The sequence below is a fragment of the Paenibacillus peoriae genome (genome assembly GCF_022531965.1).
Classification (GTDB): domain Bacteria; phylum Bacillota; class Bacilli; order Paenibacillales; family Paenibacillaceae; genus Paenibacillus; species Paenibacillus polymyxa_D.
Genome location: NZ_CP092831.1, coordinates 3,115,219 through 3,134,526, shown reverse-complemented (window position 1 = coordinate 3,134,526; position 19,308 = coordinate 3,115,219). Strand labels below are relative to the sequence as shown.

The following is a 19,308-nucleotide window of genomic DNA, read 5'->3' as shown; positions in this document are numbered from 1 at the left end:
TCGTCACCTTTCTTGGGTATTATTTTGCATTCGGGATCACAATAAGTTAAGATTACCCTGATTGCAATAGATGTTTAAAATTTCAATCATGTACTAAGCTGTTACAGTAAAAAACACACCCTGTTACACACACAAAAATGTGACAAACTCAAAAAAAATAACTAAATCTTTGACGCGAGCGATATAACAGGTGTATAATAATCCTATAACAGCGGAACTTGATATTCAAATTTTTTTGTTGAGGTGAAGAAAATGAGCAAGGTTCCTTATGAAGTTTACACAGAGGAAGTTGAGGCGCTGTCCGTACTTTCTCCGGATGGTGAAATTATCAATAAAGATATGTTGCCTAAACTTACAGATGATCAATTGAAAGAAATTATGTATCGAATGGTATTTACACGTACTTGGGATGACCGTGCCGTTAACTTAGGCCGTCAAGGGCGTCTCGGTTTCTATGCTCCGGTATCCGGACAAGAAGCAACCATGGTTGGTAGCGAATATGCGCTCCAAAAAGAAGACTTTATTGCTCCAGGCTACCGCGATATTCCGCAAATCGTTTGGCATGGCCTGCCATTATACCAAGCTTTCTTGTATTCCCGTGGTCATCAACACGGCGGCCAAGTGCCGGACGGTGTTAATGTACTGATGCCGCAAATCATCATTGGCGCGCAAATTTTGCATGCTATGGGTATTGCTATGGGTTACAAGCTGAAAAAACAAAAACAAGTCGCCATTACATATACAGGTGACGGCGGTTCTTCCGAAGGTGATTTCTACGAAGGCCTGAACTATGCTGGTGTATACAAGTTGCCAGTTATTTTCTTTGTGCAAAACAATGGTTACGCGATCACGACTCCATTCTCAAAACAAACGGCTGCTCTTTCGATCGCTCATAAAGCAGTAGCTGCTGGTATTAAAGGCGTGAAAATTGACGGCATGGACGTGCTTGCAGTTATTAAAGCCGTTCAAGAAGCTGCAGAGCGTGGACGTAATGGTGAAGGTGCTACTTTGATTGAAGCCGTAACGTACCGTTTCCGTCCGCATTCCCTTTCTGATGATGCAACAAAATATCGTTCTAAAGAAGAAGAAGGCGAATGGAATGCGAAAGATCCAATTGCCCGCTTTGCGAAATACCTTGAGAAAAAAGGCCTTTGGACTGAAGAAGATACAGCTCGCGTAAAAGAAGAAGCTAAGGCAAAAGTGAACGAAGAGATCAAAAAAGCCGAGAAAACAGAGAAAATGACAATTCCTGGCCTGATCGATAGCATGTTCGAAACAACGCCTAAGCACTTGGAAGAACAAAAAGCTGATTTTAAATAATTGAACTTGAAAGAGACCGGGCCGTAACCCGATCCGGTCTGCTTTTCGATTGACCTGAACTGAAATTGATCTGTCAATGTTTAAGGAGGAAATGAAGCAAATGGCACAAATGAACATGAAAGAAGCGATTCGTGACGCACTGCGCGTAGAGTTGAAACGCGACCCTAACGTCCTGCTTTTCGGTGAAGACGTAGGTCATGTAGGTGGCGTATTCCGCGCTACAGAAGGTCTGCAAAAAGAATTTGGCGAAGAACGTGTATTCGATACTCCGCTGGCGGAATCCGCAATCGGGGGTCTTGCTGTCGGTTTGGGTATTCAAGGCTTCCGCCCTGTAGCTGAAATCCAGTTCGTAGGCTTTATCTTTGAAGCGCTTGATCAAATGGCAATTCAAGCATCCCGTATGCGTTACCGTTCCGGTGGACGTTACAATTCTCCAATCGTATTCCGTACACCTTTTGGTGGCGGTGTTAAGGCAGCCGAGCTGCATACAGATTCCTTGGAGGGCCTGCTGGCTCAAACACCTGGTATCAAGGTTGTTGTTCCATCCAACCCTTATGATGCAAAAGGTCTCATGATTGCGTCTATTCGCGACAACGATCCTGTGTTTTTCATGGAGCATTTGAACTTGTATCATGCATTCCGCGCTGAAGTTCCTGAGAATGATTACACAGTTGAACTGGGCAAAGCTAATGTAGTTCGCGAAGGTTCCGATGTGACGATCATTACTTACGGTATGATGGTACACACTTCGATTAAAGCTGCGGATGAGCTGGAAAAAACAAAAGGTATCAAAGTAGAAATCATTGATTTGCGTACCATTAGCCCGATTGACATTGATACCGTTGTTGCTTCTATTCAAAAAACCAATCGTGCCATCGTTGTTCAAGAAGCGCAAAAGAGCTCCGGTGTAGCTGCTGAAGTTATTGCACAAATTAACGAAAAAGCAATCCTGCATCTGGAAGCACCCGTTCTGCGTGTAGCAGGTCCGGATACCGTTTATCCTTTTGCTCAAATTGAAGATACTTGGTTGCCAACGCCAACACGTATCATTGATGCGGTTAATAAAGTATTGGAATTTTAATTAAAGCACACCGTAAATTTGGGAGGTTTTAAACGTGGCTAAATTTGAATATAAATTCCCGGAGCTAGGTGAAGGTCTTCACGAAGGCGAAATCATCAAGATGCACATCAAGCCCGGCGACAAAGTAACAGATGAAGATATCATCATGGAAGTACAAAACGATAAGGCTGTAGTTGAAGTTCCTTGTCCGGTTAATGGTACAGTACAAGAAGTATTTGCCAAAGACGGTGACATCTTTAACGTAGGTCAAGTCGTAGCTGTAATTGATGCAGAAGGTGAACTTCCCGAACAAGAAGATGCACCAGAAGCACCAGCTGCTAGCCCTGAGCCAAGTGCTGCTGCACAAAGCGGAGCTGCAGGTACAGCTAGATTTGAATATAAATTCCCAGAGCTGGGTGAAGGTCTTCACGAAGGCGAAATCATCAAGATGCACATCAAGGCCGGCGACAAAGTAACAGATGAAGATATCATCATGGAAGTACAAAACGATAAGGCTGTAGTTGAAGTTCCTTGTCCGGTCAATGGCACAGTACAAGAGGTATTTGCCAAAGACGGCGACATCTTTAACGTAGGTCAAGTCGTAGCTGTAATCGCTGCGGAGGGTGAACTTCCAGAACAAGAAGAAGCACCAGCTGCTGCTAAACAAGAACAGGATGCTGCACAAGGCGGAGCTAACACTAAACCAGCTGCAACTCCTGCTGCTTCTAACAAAGATGTACTAGCTACACCTAGCGTCCGCAAATTTGCTCGTGAGCAAGGTGTAAACATCGCTCAAGTGAGTGGCTCCGGCAAAAATGGTAAAATCACCAAAGAAGATGTAGAAGCTTTCAAAAATGGTGGAGGCCAAGCGGCTGCACCAGTAGCGAAAGAAGCTGCAAAAGCACAAGAGCCTGCTAAGAAAGAAGCGAAAGCTGCAGCAGCATCCGCACCAGCAGCAGATCCACGTGCTGAGGAAGAGCGCGTACCATTTAAAGGTATCCGCAAGGCTATTTCCAATGCTATGGTTAAATCGGCTTATACGGCTCCGCACGTTACGATTATGGATGAAGTAGATGTAACTGAACTGGTTGCTTTCCGTACTCGTATCAAACCAATTGCTGAGAAGAAAGGCACAAAAGTAACATACCTGCCATTCATCGTAAAAGCTTTGGTTGCTGCTTCCCGTCAATTCCCGGCTCTGAATGCCTCAATCGACGAAGAAGCAAACGAAATTGTCTACAAAAAATACTACAACATCGGTATCGCTACAGATACAGACAACGGTTTGATCGTTCCTGTTATCAAAGATGCTGATCGTAAGAGTATCTGGATGATTGCTGATTCCATTCGTGATCTGGCTGTGCGCGGTCGTGATGGAAAATTGGCAGCAAATGAGATGAGAGGAAGCACAATCTCCATCACTAACATCGGTTCCGCAGGTGGTATGTTCTTTACTCCAATCATTAACTTCCCTGAAGTTGCGATTTTGGGTACTGGACGCATCAGTGAAAAAGCAGTCGTGAAAAACGGTGAGATTGTTGCCGCTCCAGTAATGGCTCTTTCTCTGAGCTTTGACCACCGTATTATTGACGGTGCAACTGCTCAAAACTTCATGAACTATATCAAACAGCTGCTCGCTAACCCTGAGTTGCTTGTTATGGAGGTGTAATCAATGGTAGTAGGAGACGCTTCTCTGGATATTGACACATTGGTTATCGGTGCGGGTCCTGGCGGCTATGTAGCTGCCATCCGTGCCGCACAATTAGGACAAAGCGTATTGATCGTTGACAAATCTGAGCTGGGCGGTGTCTGTCTGAACCGTGGATGTATTCCATCCAAAGCTTTGATCTCTGCAGCTCATCAATACGAAGCAGCTAAACATGGCGATTCTTTCGGTATTTCGGCTGAAAATGTAAAAGTAGACTTCGCTAAAACACAAGAATTCAAAAACGGCGTTGTTAAGAAAATGACAGGCGGCGTAAGTGGCTTGCTCAAAGGCAACAAAGTTGAAGTTTTCAATGGTGAGTGCATGTTCATCAACGAAAACGAAGCGCGTGTATTCAACGAACATGAATCACCACGTTACCGTTTTAAAAATGCAATTATCGCAACAGGTTCCCGTCCAATCGAACTGAAACCATTCCCTTTTGGTGGACGCATTCTGTCTTCTACAGAAGCATTGAACCTGCCTGAAATTCCGAAAAGCCTGATCGTAATCGGTGGTGGATACATTGGTGCAGAGCTCGGACAAATGTACTCCAAATTCGGTTCCAAAGTAACGATTATTGAAGGTATGGATACAGTGCTTCCTGGTTTCGACAAAGATATGACTTCGATCGTTGCGAAAAGCATGAAGAAAACGGGCATCGAAATCTTCACTGGCGCTAAAGCGGAAAGTGCAGAGCAAACAGATAAAGACGTAACAGTGAAATTCTCCGTTAACGGCGAAAGCAAAGAAGTAACTGCTGATTATCTGCTTGTAACTGTTGGACGTCGTCCAAACACAGACGGTGAACTGGGGCTGGATCTGATCGGCCTAGAACTGGATGAGCGCGGAATGGTGAAAGTTGATCACCAAGGACGTACTAGCATTCCTCACATCTTTGCAATCGGCGATATCGTAGCTGGTCTTGCTCTGGCGCACAAAGCTTCTTACGAAGGTAAAGTAGCTGCTGAAGCAATTGCAGGCGAGCCGTCTGTAGTAGATTACAAGTGTATGCCGGCTGTCGTTTTCACGGATCCAGAATGCTCCAGCGTAGGCTACACAGAGTCACAAGCCAAAGAAAAAGGCTACAATGTCAAAGTTGGCAAGTTCTCTTATGGAGCAAACGGTCGTGCGGTTTCCCTGAACGCTGCTGAAGGTTTTGTGAAAATCGTTGCTGACGCTGACACAGGTTTGGTACTGGGTACGCAAATCGTAGGTCTGGAAGCTTCCAACCTTATTGCTGAGCTGGGTCTGGCGATTGAAATGGGTGCTACACTCGAAGATATCTCCTTGACTATTCATGCTCACCCTACATTGGGCGAAATCGTTATGGAAGCAGCGGAAGTCGTGCTGGGTCATCCGATCCACGCATTGGCACCACGTCGCTAATACCATTTTTCATTATCTCGTTTTCGTTTTCATACATGACAAAGAGAGGCAAGGAGCGCTATATCTGCGCTCTTTGTCTCTTTTTTTTCAAACTTTAGGATTTTCAGGACTACCATGAAAATTCACACAGTACATGGTCAACGAAGTACCGTACATGATAAACTAACTATAGATATGGGTGCAGAAAAGAATTTTAAAGATTAGAATCTGGCGATGCCAGGTTTTTATTCATGCTCAAAGGAGAGGAATAACGTGCGTAACTATTTGGAACTGCTGGAGGATATTTTAGAGAATGGAGTAAAAAAAGAGGATCGTACAGGAACGGGTACACTATCTGTTTTCGGAAGGCAACTCCGTTTTGACCTGGCCAAGGGCTTCCCCTTGGTGACCACCAAAAGAGTACATTTGAAATCCGTTATTCATGAGCTGTTATGGTTTTTGCGGGGAGATACCAACATTTCTTATCTCAAGGAGAACGGAGTTACCATTTGGGATGAGTGGGCAGACGAGCAGGGGAATCTGGGGCCTGTATATGGGTCGCAATGGCGCTCGTGGGAAACAACAGACGGACAACATATTGACCAAATTGCGAATGTCATTGAAGCTATTAAAAAAAATCCGGATTCACGTCGACACATTGTCAGTGCTTGGAATGTGGCTGAAATCGAATCGATGAAGTTGCCGCCATGTCACTTTGTATTTCAGTTCTATGTAGCTGGAGGGAAGCTTTCCTGTATGCTAACGATGCGTTCTGTGGATACCTTTTTAGGGTTGCCGTTCAATATCGCAAGTTATGCATTACTAACGCATATGGTTGCACAGCAGTGCGGTTTGGAGCCCGGCGAATTTATTTGGTCAGGCGGCGATGTGCATATTTATTCAAATCATATGCAACAAGTGCATACACAGTTGGAACGTGATCCTTATCCGTTGCCTCAGTTGAAAATTCTGCGCAAGCCGGATTCGATTTTTGATTATACCTACGACGATTTTGTTTTTGAAAATTACGAATATCATCCAGGGATTAAGGCGCCTGTCGCCATCTGATTAGGGGAGGTGGGAAAATGGGCATTTCAATGATATGGGCTATGGCACAAAATGGTGTGATCGGCCGAGATAACAAACTTCCCTGGCGTCTCCCTAGAGACATGGCCTTTTTCAAAGAGCAGACGATTAATAAAACGGTACTCATGGGACGCAAAACGTGGGAATCCTTTGGAGGAAAAAGCCTGCCAAACCGGCGTAACGTTGTCTTGACCCGAGATCTGCGCTATCAGACAGAAGGTGCGGAAGTAATTCATTCACTGGAAGAAGGGCTCCAATTAGCAAAGCAGGAAGAGTTAATGGTCATCGGAGGAGCAGAGATTTATTCACTGTTTTGGCCACATGCTGATCGGCTGATTGTGACTCGGATTGAGGAGATTTTTGAAGGCGATACAACCTTCCCTGAGCTGGATTGGAACGGCTGGAATATAGTTAGTGAGACCACAGGTATCAAGGATGACAAAAATCCCTATGAGTATCGTTTTGTTGTTTACGGGAGAACCGAATAAGAATAGACTATATCCGACCCCACTCATTTGAAAAATTAATAAACCATATAAAAAATCCTTTTGGCCGTTGATGCAGAAAGTTGCATAAGTTTTCATCACTTTTACGCTGTATTGTGATACAATAAATCAAATTCAATGAGAACAGACCCTTTCATAATACAAATAGACAAATTCGAATTTGACTTAAATTCTGAATGGATGATCGGGGTTCATAAGCGAAGAGATGGGGGAACGTAACATGTCTACACCAACTGGATTTATGGAATACACACGACAGCTTCCTACAGACCGGGACCCGGCAGAGCGTATAAAGGATTGGGAAGAATTCCATAAGCATATGTCTGAGGAAGAGCTGCGTACCCAAGGGGCGCGTTGTATGGACTGCGGAACCCCTTATTGTCATACGGGGATGGATATCATGGGAGCAACTTTAGGCTGCCCGGTTCATAATCTCATTCCGGAATGGAACAATCTCGTATATCGTGGTTTGTGGAAGGAAGCGCTAGAGCGGCTGCACAAAACGAATAACTTCCCAGAATTCACAGGTCGTGTTTGTCCTGCGCCATGTGAGGGTTCATGTACTGTGGGACTGATCGGACAGTCTGTTACAATTAAAACCATTGAGGAAGCTATTATCGAAAAGGGTTTTGAGGAAGGCTGGGTTGTCCCTAATCCGCCAGAAAAGCGTACAGGCAAACGAGTGGCTGTTGTCGGTTCGGGTCCGGCAGGTTTGGCTGCAGCGGCTCAGCTTAACAAAGCAGGGCACAGCGTGACTGTGTATGAGCGTGCAGATCGTGTGGGTGGATTATTGATGTATGGCATACCGTCCATGAAATTGGATAAAAAGGTTGTTCAGCGGCGTGTGGATTTGCTGGAGGCTGAAGGTATTCAATTCATCACCAATACGGAAATCGGCAAAGATATCCCTACCGATCAGTTGATTGGTGAATATGATGCTGTTGTTCTATGCGGTGGTTCTACGAAGCCAAGAGAATTCAACATTGAAGGTAGCGATTTGAAGGGTGTTCATTATGCGATGGATTATCTGAATGGTACCATCAAAAGTTACTTGGACTCCAATCTGGAAGATGGCAACTATTTGTCTTCCCAAGGTAAGGACGTTATTGTAATCGGTGGCGGTGATACGGGTTCGGACTGTGTAGCTACTTCTTTGCGTCATGGTTGTCGGAGTATCACTCAATTTGGCACACATACCAAAGCACCTATGGAGCGTGACCCGATTGCCAATCCTTGGCCACAATTTCCAAACGTGTATTCTCTTGATTATGCACAGGAAGAAGCTAAGGCGCTGTTCGGAGAAGATCCACGTGAGTTCTCCATCATGACGACCAAATTTGTAGGTGATGAAAACGGTAATCTGAAAGAGCTGCACACCATTCAAATTCAACGGATTGTTGATGAAACAGGGCGCAAAATCTATCAACCGATTCCAGGTACGGAGCGCGTATTCCCTGCACATATTGCTCTTATTGCCATTGGATTTGATGGTCCTGAGCAAACGATTGTAGAGCAAATTGGCTTGGAGACGGATCGTCGTTCCAACGTTAAAGCACGTTATGGAAAATATGTTACTAATGTGGATAAGGTTTTTGCTGCAGGTGATATGCGTCGCGGACAAAGTCTTGTTGTGTGGGCTATTAATGAAGGTCGAGAAGCTGCGCGTGAAGTTGATAAATACCTCATGGGCGCTACCGTTTTGGTGTAATTATAAATTTTATGTTACGGATCAGTCAAAGCTCCATCTTCGGATGGGGCTTTATTGTATTTCAAGCTGAGTCTGCCAGAAGCGAAAAATGAATAAATGATTATTGAGCTGTGAAACATTGTGAAATATATGTTATATAATATAACTTAAATTTAATCGTATCACCATATATTTCTTATCTAAATTGATCATAACATAAAAAAGAGTGTTTAGTGTAGCTTTTTTATAGAAAAAAGAATTATTTCACAAGAATATCTGATATATATGTAATGTAAATTAACATATACATAACTTTCGGTGACTATTTAAAATCATGACCTGAGAGAACCATGGTATCTATGGTATAATACACGTATATTGTTGAAGCGTTTGACTAAATGAATTTACAAAGGAGCTTTCGTCGGGAGAAGGCTCCTTTTGCATGAGGCCGGGATACCTGTGTTTTCATTGATATCCATGTATATGTATGATTCATGGAGGAGAAACAGAAGGCCGTCAGGAAGGAATGGAGTATGAATGAAGACGTTGATTATTGCTGAGAAACCGGATATGGGACGGACGATTGCCGCTGTTATGGAGCCGCGGGCTAAAAATAACCGTACCTATTTGGAAGGGGAGAAATACATTGTAACCTGGGCGATCGGGCATTTACTGGGTTTGGCTGAGCCGGATGCATACGATGCTAAGTACAAGCGATGGAATATTAAGGATCTTCCTATTATCCCTGAGCAGTTCAAAATTGTACCGAATCCGAAAACAAAAGATCAGCTGAAAATGATTGGTGAACTGGCCAAACGCTGCGATGCCATCGTAAATGCTTGTGATGCTGGACGGGAAGGGCAATATATTTTTGCGTTGATCCAACAGCAATTAAAGTTGCGTCAGCCAGTTAAGCGACTGTGGATTTCAGACTTGACAGCGGAAAGTATTGCGACAGGCTTTGAACGATTGCGAGATGCTTCGGAGTTTGAATTTCTGACTCAAGCTGCGCGGGCACGAAGTGAAGCGGACTGGCTGATCGGCATGAACGCTTCCAGAGCGTTCACAACACGACATAACACACTGCTGTCGGTAGGACGGGTGCAGACTCCCGTGCTGGCACTGATTCATGACCGGGAAAAAGAAATTGAGGCATTTCAGTCTCAAACCTTCTATGACGTGTGGGCAGAATTTAAGCAAGATCAGATCAAGTACAAAGGTGCGTGGCAGGGGGATAGGCTGACGAAGCCAGAGGAAGCTGAGGAAATCGCTGCGGCTGTTCGCGGAAAAATAGGTAAAATCACCAAATATGACACCAAGCAGACAAAAGAGTATCCTTTTAAATTGTACGATTTAACGCTGCTTCAACGCGAGGCGAATGCCAAGTACGGTTATTCGGCCAAAAAAACACTGGATGTGGCACAAGCGCTTTATGAGCGCCACAAGGTCATTTCCTATCCGCGTACCAATTCTAACTATGTGACAGAGCAAAATATAGACGGCATGCACAAGGCACTACGGATGCTGGGCACAGGTCCTTATGCTGATCTGGTCCAACAAGCCAACCCCAATTTGGTTCATAAACAGAATAAATCGGTCTGCAATCCATCTCGTGTTGAGGATCACCATGCTATTTTGCCGACATTAAAAAGGCCAGGAACACTAAGCAAAGAAGAGCAAAATGTATATGACCTGGTTATTCGCAGGTTTTTGTCGCATTTTTTTCCGCCTGCTGAATACAAAATGCATACCGTAATGACACAGGTGGACAAGCATCTGTTTAAAACAAATATTAAAGAGCTTCTTTCCTTGGGGTGGAAAGTAGTTTTAAGTAAGGTTGATCAGGATAAAGGTAAAAAGAGCAAATCACCGAAAAAAGAAGATGAAGAGGAAACGGACGAGTGGACGGACAAGAAGTTTGAGATTGATGCGGGGCGTCCCGTGGAATGTGTTCGCGCCGAGATGAAAGAAAAGGTGACTCAGCCCCCTAAAAGCTACACGGAGGGTACATTGCTTAAGGCGATGGAAAGCGCGGGTAAACAGATGGAGAATGAGGAATTGCGTGAGGTCATGAAGGATGCCGGTTTAGGCACACCTGCGACGCGGGCCGCCACAATTGAACGATTGAAAAAGGTTGGCTATATTGAAATGAAGGGTAAAAAGATTCTTATTACGGAAAAAGGAAAGATGGCTATTGACCTGATCCGTCATGCTGGGGTTGATCTATTAGCCTCCCCGGAGATGACAGGTCAATGGGAACGTCGCCTACATCAAATTTCCAAGGGTGAGGCGGCTCAAGAGAAGTTTATGGAGAACGTTAAAAGATTTACGTTGTCCATCATTGATAAGGTGAGGCAGCAGCCGCCGGCTCCGGCAAATGCCTTTGGTGAGGAAGCAAGGGGGAAGCGTGCGGTTGGAAAAGAAGGCGCACGTAGTGCGCGTGCGAGCGGACGCACCGCCGCCAAAGGGGTGGGGCGTGCTACATCAGGACGCGGTGGCAGCGCTGGAAGCGCAACGCTAGAGCAAGCAGCACCACCAGCACGCAGCTCTTCCGACGGATCCTCAGGCATTTCAGGAAGCCAAAGGCAAGCTTTAGGTAGCTGCCCACGCTCTAATTGCGGCGGAAGCATTATTGAAGGGCGTAAAGGGTATGGGTGCAGCCACTACAAGCAGGGTTGTGGCTTTGTCGTCTGGAAGGAATATGCTGGAAAGCAGATTACCGAAACGATGCTCAAGTCCTTGTTGACGAAGGGACAGACGCAATTGTTGTCTTTTAAGCGTAAAGATGGATCGACCGTCAAAGCGCGAATTGTTCTGAATGAACCTGGTACAGGACAACTTAGCGTTCGAGAGGAATCCTGAGACAGGGTTTAGACCAATACAAAAAAAGGACCCTATCCGAGGGTCCTTTTTTGTTGGTGCAATTGAATGCTTTCGTGGATAACCCGTGGTACTTCCGTTAGCTTCTGTATCGTATACATCACAGAGTTCACGTTTTTTTGCAGTTCAACCATATTGTAAATCCATTCCTTAGGCTGCTTGAGATATACAGCATGAATACCTGCGGCAAGGGCTGGAGAAACATCAGTGCGCAGAGAATTCCCGATCATCCAGGTGATGCTTCGGTCCAAGCGATTCATCTGGATGATTTCTTCTAGGGCTTCGACATTTTTATGCTGGCGAATGTAGATGCGGTCATCAAAGTAGGTAGCCAGTTTCATTTGTTCAATCTTTCTTTCTTGAATGATCTGCTCACCGCCAGTATACAGATGGAGGGAATGCCCTGCTTTTTGGAGGGAGTTCAGCGTTTCGACCATGCCTGGATACGGTTCGATTTCCTGTTCGTACACACTTCGGCCAAGAGAGCGAAGCTCCTGCTCTTCCCGAGAATCGAGACGGCGTCCGAATTGTTCTGAGAAAAATTGGTACGTATCTATCAAAGATTGTGGGAAATGCTCGCTGGCAAAGCCTACTTGATGAACTCCAGCCACATCAATTTCGATTTGTTTTTCACGAATCGTATTTTTCGTTAGGTTATGAGTTGCAAACCATTCCTGAAGCAAATCGAAAAAGTGGTTGAGGATCAGGTCAAAATACTTGTTGCAGTGGACTAAGGTGTCATCAAGATCAAATAAAATGTGCTGCTTCGGATACGACATGATGCATACTCCTTCCAAGCCAAAGCTTTAACGCTGCTTCGGTTATAACTAAAAGTACAATTCAAATTACAATCCAATATAGGATTCCAAAAATACTTGTAAATCAGCCGCGCCATCGGGACGGATGCTGAATTTTTCCTTATGATAACGTCCGATGTGAATACGAAGCAGACCAGCCACTCGTAAAATCATCATATCAGACATGAGTGTATCTTCCAAACGGCTCAAATCATGGCGCATATCTTCGAGAGACTTAGGACCTTGAGCTACATAACGTAGAATTCGCAGCCGCTGCGGATCATTGACCGCGCGAGTGAGCCGTAGCAGAAGCGTAGGCGGTTCTTCCTCGCTCTCCTCGGGGATATCTACTGGATACTGGATCAGCAGTGTGCGGGTATAAAAACAGTATGAATTAATCGGGCGATTATGGACAACTGGAAAAAGGACTACTGTATCCAGGTCTTCCATGTGTGGCACGACTAGTCCAGCTGTCGCATATTCAACCAGTGCTTCCGGTTCCATTTTACTCAGCAGCATGCGCTTTTCCGCAGCGTCTTCTTCTGCCAACACACGCAGTTCGCCTTCCAGGGCCCGAAAATAATCACGATCCCACAATTTGAGGAGTGGTGCGTATACCTTACGAATGCGTAAAGATTCTTCAAAGGTTAAAAAAGGGATATGCGGAACGAGCAACTCAAACATATCTTTATCCGGACCGTGGTCCAAATAAGAGATATAATCAGATATTTCATCTGATTCCGGACGAAGTAACGCCCAAGCATAGAGTGCGTCATAATCGCTAAAAGGGCAATCCTGAGCTGTAGCCAGCTCAGTACGAACTTCATGTTGTAGTCGTGCATCTACCTTGTCGATCCATTCATGGCCCAAGTCCATATCTTGAACCCACTTTTTAGTCACATAGGCCATGAAGCTGCCGAGCAATTCATAAATTGGAGAAGTGTCTATTTTAATTTGATAACTCATGGAACCCAATGCCTCCTATTCTGTCTTCTAGCCCAGAGCGGTGAACGTAATTAAGCCCGTCCATAAGCAAAACATGAGCATTTTAATAATTGCTCACTTATTTATTATGGCTTGTTCTGCCAGGGATTGTCCACTATAATATGAAATAGTGCGTTGTGACGTGAATGGGTTCGGATTGAACATACGAGGCTCCTTAACCGAAGGGAGTCAGATACATACCAGACAAGCTCTTTCCGTAAAATCGTCATCTCAGATGGCGATTTTTTTCTTCTATTCTTTAATACGCAAATTACACCTGAATTTGTATGTGATTTGCCGGTTTGGCAGGACGGCATGGAATACATAGTGATAAGAATTATTATTGATTATGGAATCAAATGCAAATCATTTCTTAACATTGATTTTTTAATTATTTTATTTGTTCGATCAGGAGGAGCTAGGATGTCGTCGTCGTTACGGGTTCATTATTTTATTTTAATTGCTGTTATTATTGTTGCTGGATTATGCCAAGGTTTATTATTACCTATTCTGTCTATCTCGTTGGAACAAATGGGAGTTTCATCTTCACTAAATGGAATGAATGCGGCTGCTCTGTATATTGGTTCATTCGCAATGACGTTGGTGGCAGAACGGACATTGGGCTGGTTAGGGTTTAAAAAGCTGATGGCCGGTGGGCTTGTGCTAGTGCTCATTACGCTGCTGCTGTTTCCGCTAATCCCTGATATTCGGATATGGTTCATACTGCGTCTGCTAGTAGGTATTGGCGACAGTGCATTGCACTACTCTGCGCAGCTATGGATATTGCTGGTGACTCCAGCAGAGAAGCGAGGGCGCAACATTTCCTTTTATGGTATGTCTTACGGTCTGGGTTTTGCATTAGGACCATTAGGATTATGGCTACTTGATTATGGAATGCTGGTTCCATTTGCTGCGTTGGCCTTATTGTGCTTGCTTGTTTTGCTGTTGGTGTTAATTAAGCTGCCGGACTCCAGACCAGAGAAGCTGGAGTCCGAGGCGCGTCCCACTCAAAGATTTCGTCGCAGCTACAGCTGGGCATGGTACGCTCTTTTGCCTGCATTTCTATATGGCTATATGGAAGCGAGCCTGAACAGTAACTTTCCAGTCTATGGCCTGCGTATTGGCTTTCATACCGATGAAATCGCCGCCTTGCTGCCGTTCGTCAGTTTGGGAGGGTTAGTTCTGCAGCTGCCGCTAGGGATATTGAGTGACCGTTGGGGACGTAAAAAGGTGCTAATGAGCGTAGGCATAGCAGGGGGAATGACCTTTATGTTGCTACCATGGAGCGGCAATCATTTTATGTTCACTTTGATATTGCTGACTCTAGCAGGTGGTTTAGTAGGCTCCTTTTTCTCCCTCGGTTTGGCCTACGCCGCTGATCTGTTGCCCAAATCTTTTTTAGCAGCCGCGAATGTACTGGCATCCTTTCATTTTAATCTGGGAAGTGTGATCGGACCTAATATTAGCGGGGGGTTGCTGGACTTTGGAACTCAAGGCAGCATGTTTCTTGTCCTTGGTGGTAGTTACATTGTTTTCGGATTGTTAGGTTTGTTTTCCAGAAAAAGAGTAACGGCGGTTTAAAACTGCGGTTTGCATGGTATTTGTTTCACATTTACTATAAAATATAAACAGTATTGATGGTGCGCAAAGGGGAATCACTTAGATGATTAAAATTCGGAAGCTGACCAAACAAGTGGGACCTGAACGGACCCAGCTACTTCGAGGAATTGATGCTGAAATTCATCAAGGCGAATTCATAGCCATAGTGGGGCCAAGTGGAAGCGGCAAAACGACGCTGCTTCGCTGTCTTGCTTTACAAGAGCCATGGGATGAAGGCAGTTTAATTGTAGGTGGCAATGATGTGCTGAAATCCGGTTGGACTGGCAAGATGAAAATAAAGCGGGAATGGGCATACCTGGAGCAAAACCCGCATCTAAATATGAATCGAACCGCTCTTAAAAATGTGCTCATTGGCAGATCCGGTCAAACTCCAATGTGGAGAATGGTGACCGGTATGGTGCGTTCCGACGATTATATGGGAGCGATGGACGTACTGGAGGATCTGGGTCTGCTGGATAAGGCGCATGATAAATGCGACAAGCTCAGCGGTGGCGAGCGGCAGCGGGTAGCGACTGCGCGTGCTCTCGTGCACGGAGCTAAAGTTATTTTAGCTGATGAGCCTGTAAATGGACTTGATCCAGCTTCGGCAGCGCATGTATTGGAGACTTTTCGCAAGCTGTGTTCTGACGAGCGGGTGACGATCATGACTGTACTGCCGCTGGAAATGGCTGAACGCTTTGCTTCCCGTATATGGGGGTTGAATGATGGTGAATTGGTGTTTGATATTCAGGGAAGACGATTGACACAAGCGGAAAAGAACAAATTGTGAAGGGGACGGCAAGAGAAGTGAAAATAATGCTGTTGAGAATGGTGGCTGGCTGCTGTTCCTTGCTGCTCCTTGCTGGATTTTTAAGCGGCTGTAATGTTATTAGCGATCCCATTTCGCTGATGGAGACACCGACGATGTCTGACGAGAAGCAGGAACTGAATGGTGCAGTGAATACGCAACTAGGGGCGGTACAGCCTTTAAGGCCGAATGATCCAGATGACCCGACGCCAATTCGAACGGGTGATTTGAACAATGATGGCACAGACGAAGCAGTGCTCTTTTATGAAACGCCAGATGAGAGCGTAAAAATACATGGTGCCTTGTTTGAAGATCAGGGCGGAACGTGGGTAAAGAAGCTGACGTTTGATGGGGAAGGCACTGTGCTGGAGTCATTTAAGCTCGTGGATTTAACGAATGATGGAACACTCGATATTGTAGCGGGTTTTTCCAGCGGAGATAGTGGCGATGGCGGGGACCAGAAGGGACTCATCGTGTATTCCTATACCGGAGGAACTCTGGAGAAAATATATGCTACAGGTTATACGGACTTCGTCGTAGATGATTTTAAGCATAACAAGATGGACTTAAACGGGGATAAATTGAATGATTTGACGATTATCACGCTGCGACGTAATGAATTCTTTACAGTTAAAACATTCCAATTCAGTGGGGGGACCTTTAAGGAAATCGGATCGTTGGATTTGGACAGTCAGGTCTTAGATGTCTATAATGTCGTTGCTGGCAAGGTAGCCGAGGGTAGGCAGGGGATTATTATAGACACCAAAATTGCTCAGACCACTACCGTTTCCAATGTTATTGTGATGGATCACGGCAAGCTTAGGAAGCTTAATCTTATGGATGTCACCTTCAAGGATGCGACCATCGCCAGTGGTGATGTGGATGGTGACGGTATTCTGGAATTTGGTAATTTGGAGAAGCCTAAAGGTTGGAGTAACAAGCCGCTGGATGAGGTTCCATATTTTGTGTCGTTCTATCAGTGGGACGGGGCGAAAGGAACGATTTTTAAGCAGCAGCAGTATCGTGATTCTAATGAACAGGTCTACTTCAGATTACCGAAAGAGCTGCATGGCAAGGTGACGATTGATCCGAAAGTTTCGAAGAAGGACAGCTATTTGCGCTTTATTTTGGATGATACAGACAAAACGATAGCGGAAATTAAATTTTTCTCGTTGTCACAATGGGAGCGAAACAACGAAGGGTATAGCCAACTGTGGCGAACGAATGCGCAGGTCATTGGCATTAAGCGATCCAGTGAGCTGGAACCGCGTAAAACCATTAAAAACAAGCTGGGGGAAAGGCAGGTAGAGTAGAGTGAGTAAAGTTTTAATCATGGAAGACGAGGAATCCATTCGCAGCTTTATCGTCATTAATTTGAAACGTAACGGTTTTGAGGTGCTGGAGGCGTCGGAAGGGCATGAGGCTCTGAATATTTTGAACACGGTGCGGGATATTGATATTGCACTGCTTGACGTAATGGTACCCGGTATGGATGGTTTTGAAGTCTGTCGGAGAATCCGGGAGACGAATGAGCGCATCGGCATTATCTTTCTCACAGCGAAGGTACAGGAGCAGGATAAGGTATATGCCTTGTCTGTAGGGGCCGATGATCATGTGAGCAAGCCTTTTAGCCCGACGGAGCTGATTGCACGTATTCAATCGTTATTGCGTCGGGTGAATGTTCATCGTGAAACAGCAGCCAAAGTGTCCTTCCAGTCTGGACCGTTCACCCTGGATTTGATTGCTAAGCAATTTAAGAAGAACGGGCAGCTGATTGAGCTGACACCGACTGAGTTTTCTCTGATTCAATTTTTTCTGGAAAAAGAGAACACGCCGCTCAGCCGAGATGTTCTACTTGATCACGTATGGGGCAAAGAGTATATGGGCGATCCGAAAATTGTAGATGTGAATATCCGACGTCTTCGGCAGAAAATTGAAAACAATCCATCCGAGCCGGCTTTTTTACAAACAGTTTGGGGACATGGATATAAATGGAAAGGTCAGTCTCAATGATCAAAAAGGGAATTCGCCGACAGATTGTGCTTCACTATTTTTTCGTAGTGTTCTTAGCGCTTCTGTTAGTAGAAGTCATTTTTATGTTTGCACTCCGGTCGTACTATTACGATTCCATTTACAAACATATCGAAAGCCGTATCGAATCGGTAAGTGAATTTGCACCCAAATTTAAAGAGCCGGAACAGTCTTTGCAATCGTATTTGTTAAATACATTTTCTCTGCCCTTTACTGAACTGCAGTTGCTCGATGAACAGGGAAATGTAATTGATAACTCAACGAATTTTGCAGCAGATCTAAGTGTGCAAACAAGTGATGTGACACAAGCATTAGCTGGGGATACGGGCAAATGGATCGGAAAGCAACCGAGCACGGGGCAGCAGGTGATGGCGGTATCTCAAAAACTGGACAATATCGTCGGAGACCAGGTGTACGTTATTCGGTATACAACCTCGCTGGAATTGGTAAATGATAAGCTGTTTACGATTACGCTGTTTTCTCTTGGCATCATGGCAGCTGTACTGGTTATTGTATTTGTGGTCAGTACAGGGCTCGCGAATTCCATTGTTAGACCGATTAATAATATCCGCGATGTATCTGCTCAGATGGCTCAGGGGAGGTTTGATACACGCATTGAAGGCGATTATCGGTATGAGTTGGGTGAACTGGCTTCGACTCTGAACTATATGGCACAGGAAATTGTCAGAACAAATCAAATCAAGGATGATTTTATTTCATCTATATCTCATGAATTGCGTACTCCGCTTACATCTATTAAGGGTTGGAGTGAAACGTTAAATTCTGGCGGCTATGACCCCGAAGAGACGAAAATCGGGATGAAGATTATCTCTAAAGAGACGGATCGGCTGATTGGCTTGGTGGAGGAAATTCTCGATTTTTCCAAGCTGGAGCAAAATGCCATGAAGCTTGTAATGGGAACGGTAGATCTTCGGGAGCTTTTGCAGGAAATTATGCTGAACGTATGGGCCAAAGCAGAAATGAAGCAAATAAAACTTCAGCTTGATTCGGAAGAAGCGGCATATTTCGTCCATGGAGACGGTAACCGTCTAAAACAGGTATTTTTGAACATTGTGGATAATGCTATCAAGTTTTCGCATGAAAGCTCAATTATTTTTCTGTCGCTTCAACGGGTTGATGGCAATATCGAGATATCCGTACAAGATACAGGAATTGGAATTAGTGCTGAAAATCTTGCCAGAGTAAGAGACCGCTTTTTCCAGGTAGACCACCAAAACGGTGGTACTGGACTGGGATTGGCAATCTCACAACAGTTTGTCGAGCGCCATCATGGTCAGATGCTCATCAGAAGTGAACTGGGGGCTGGCACCACTATTACGGTTTCATTACCTGCTCTGCAAGCAGAGCAATCCGTGGAACCACCACAACTCACTGAAGAATAGATTTAAAGCCTACTTATAGGTGCAATTAGAAAAACAGCCAGTCCTCTTAAATCGGGAGGGCTGGCTGTTTTTGA

General features: G+C 44.9%; 15 protein-coding genes. 13 read left to right on the top strand and 2 right to left on the bottom strand.

Annotated features, from left to right (window positions below; all coding sequences use genetic code 11):
* The first annotated feature begins 252 nt into the window (after positions 1–252).
* The 8 genes from pdhA to MLD56_RS13540 all read left to right on the top strand — a co-directional run bounded on the left by pdhA (position 253) and on the right by MLD56_RS13540 (position 11,594).
* On the top strand, positions 253–1,320 hold the full coding sequence (gene pdhA, locus MLD56_RS13580; protein ID WP_029517443.1) for a pyruvate dehydrogenase (acetyl-transferring) E1 component subunit alpha: 1,068 nt from the start codon (positions 253–255) through the stop codon (positions 1,318–1,320).
* 100 nt (positions 1,321–1,420) lie between these two features.
* Positions 1,421–2,401 (top strand): alpha-ketoacid dehydrogenase subunit beta, encoded by a 981-nt coding sequence (locus MLD56_RS13575; protein ID WP_013310510.1) that lies wholly within the window; start codon positions 1,421–1,423, stop codon positions 2,399–2,401.
* A gap of 34 nt (positions 2,402–2,435) precedes the next feature.
* On the top strand, positions 2,436–4,049 hold the full coding sequence (locus MLD56_RS13565; RefSeq protein WP_277397970.1) for a 2-oxo acid dehydrogenase subunit E2: 1,614 nt from the start codon (positions 2,436–2,438) through the stop codon (positions 4,047–4,049).
* Positions 4,050–4,052: 3 nt separating this feature from the next.
* Entirely contained in the window at positions 4,053–5,474 is a 1,422-nt protein-coding gene (gene lpdA, locus MLD56_RS13560; RefSeq protein ID WP_029517445.1) for a dihydrolipoyl dehydrogenase, read from the top strand.
* A gap of 252 nt (positions 5,475–5,726) precedes the next feature.
* On the top strand, positions 5,727–6,521 hold the full coding sequence (gene thyA / locus MLD56_RS13555) for a thymidylate synthase (RefSeq protein WP_029517446.1): 795 nt from the start codon (positions 5,727–5,729) through the stop codon (positions 6,519–6,521).
* 17 nt (positions 6,522–6,538) lie between these two features.
* Positions 6,539–7,027, top strand: a complete 489-nt coding sequence (locus tag MLD56_RS13550) for a dihydrofolate reductase (protein WP_029517447.1) — start codon at positions 6,539–6,541, stop codon at positions 7,025–7,027.
* Between the two features lie 238 nt (positions 7,028–7,265).
* Entirely contained in the window at positions 7,266–8,753 is a 1,488-nt protein-coding gene (locus MLD56_RS13545) for a glutamate synthase subunit beta (RefSeq protein ID WP_029517448.1), read from the top strand.
* Positions 8,754–9,269: 516 nt separating this feature from the next.
* Positions 9,270–11,594, top strand: a complete 2,325-nt coding sequence (locus MLD56_RS13540) for a type IA DNA topoisomerase (protein WP_029517449.1) — start codon at positions 9,270–9,272, stop codon at positions 11,592–11,594.
* 32 nt (positions 11,595–11,626) lie between these two features.
* Here the strand turns inward: MLD56_RS13540 and MLD56_RS13535 are convergent, their stop codons facing one another.
* Together MLD56_RS13535 and MLD56_RS13530 are read right to left on the bottom strand one after the other, a co-directional pair.
* Entirely contained in the window at positions 11,627–12,391 is a 765-nt protein-coding gene (locus MLD56_RS13535; protein ID WP_029517450.1) for an HAD family hydrolase, read from the bottom strand.
* 66 nt (positions 12,392–12,457) lie between these two features.
* The gene (locus MLD56_RS13530) at positions 12,458–13,375 is read right to left on the bottom strand and encodes a hypothetical protein (RefSeq protein ID WP_023988964.1); all 918 of its coding nucleotides are present in this window, start codon (positions 13,373–13,375) and stop codon (positions 12,458–12,460) included.
* A 441-nt stretch (positions 13,376–13,816) separates the two neighbouring features.
* Between MLD56_RS13530 and MLD56_RS13525 the strand changes: the two genes are divergently transcribed.
* From MLD56_RS13525 to MLD56_RS13505, 5 genes are all read left to right on the top strand, one after another.
* Complete coding sequence (locus tag MLD56_RS13525) at positions 13,817–14,974, top strand: MFS transporter (RefSeq protein WP_029517451.1); 1,158 nt, start codon at positions 13,817–13,819, stop codon at positions 14,972–14,974.
* 82 nt (positions 14,975–15,056) lie between these two features.
* Positions 15,057–15,782: a phosphonate ABC transporter ATP-binding protein gene (locus MLD56_RS13520; RefSeq protein WP_029517452.1), complete on the top strand. Its 726-nt coding sequence runs from the start codon at positions 15,057–15,059 to the stop codon at positions 15,780–15,782.
* On the top strand, positions 15,779–17,113 hold the full coding sequence (locus MLD56_RS13515) for a hypothetical protein (RefSeq protein WP_029517453.1): 1,335 nt from the start codon (positions 15,779–15,781) through the stop codon (positions 17,111–17,113). Before MLD56_RS13520 ends, MLD56_RS13515 begins: the two co-directional genes overlap by 4 nt.
* 1 nt (position 17,114) lies before the next feature.
* Positions 17,115–17,813 (top strand): response regulator transcription factor, encoded by a 699-nt coding sequence (locus MLD56_RS13510; RefSeq protein WP_007432526.1) that lies wholly within the window; start codon positions 17,115–17,117, stop codon positions 17,811–17,813.
* Positions 17,810–19,234 carry a sensor histidine kinase gene (locus MLD56_RS13505; RefSeq protein ID WP_029517454.1) on the top strand — a complete coding sequence of 475 codons (1,425 nt, stop codon included), beginning with the start codon at positions 17,810–17,812 and terminating at the stop codon, positions 19,232–19,234. Before MLD56_RS13510 ends, MLD56_RS13505 begins: the two co-directional genes overlap by 4 nt.
* Positions 19,235–19,308 lie beyond the last annotated feature (74 nt).

Excerpts from the sequence above, each read along its gene's own strand:
- MLD56_RS13575 (WP_013310510.1), top strand. The coding sequence starts at position 1,421 with ATGGCACAAATGAACATGAAAGAAGCGATTCGTGACGCACTGCGCGTA.
- MLD56_RS13530 (WP_023988964.1), bottom strand. The coding sequence starts at position 13,375 with ATGAGTTATCAAATTAAAATAGACACTTCTCCAATTTATGAATTGCTC.
- MLD56_RS13525 (WP_029517451.1), top strand. The coding sequence starts at position 13,817 with ATGTCGTCGTCGTTACGGGTTCATTATTTTATTTTAATTGCTGTTATT.
- lpdA (WP_029517445.1), top strand. The coding sequence starts at position 4,053 with ATGGTAGTAGGAGACGCTTCTCTGGATATTGACACATTGGTTATCGGT.
- MLD56_RS13520 (WP_029517452.1), top strand. The coding sequence starts at position 15,057 with ATGATTAAAATTCGGAAGCTGACCAAACAAGTGGGACCTGAACGGACC.
- MLD56_RS13535 (WP_029517450.1), bottom strand. The coding sequence starts at position 12,391 with ATGTCGTATCCGAAGCAGCACATTTTATTTGATCTTGATGACACCTTA.
- MLD56_RS13550 (WP_029517447.1), top strand. The coding sequence starts at position 6,539 with ATGGGCATTTCAATGATATGGGCTATGGCACAAAATGGTGTGATCGGC.
- MLD56_RS13540 (WP_029517449.1), top strand. The coding sequence starts at position 9,270 with ATGAAGACGTTGATTATTGCTGAGAAACCGGATATGGGACGGACGATT.
- pdhA (WP_029517443.1), top strand. The coding sequence starts at position 253 with ATGAGCAAGGTTCCTTATGAAGTTTACACAGAGGAAGTTGAGGCGCTG.
- MLD56_RS13545 (WP_029517448.1), top strand. The coding sequence starts at position 7,266 with ATGTCTACACCAACTGGATTTATGGAATACACACGACAGCTTCCTACA.
- MLD56_RS13505 (WP_029517454.1), top strand. The coding sequence starts at position 17,810 with ATGATCAAAAAGGGAATTCGCCGACAGATTGTGCTTCACTATTTTTTC.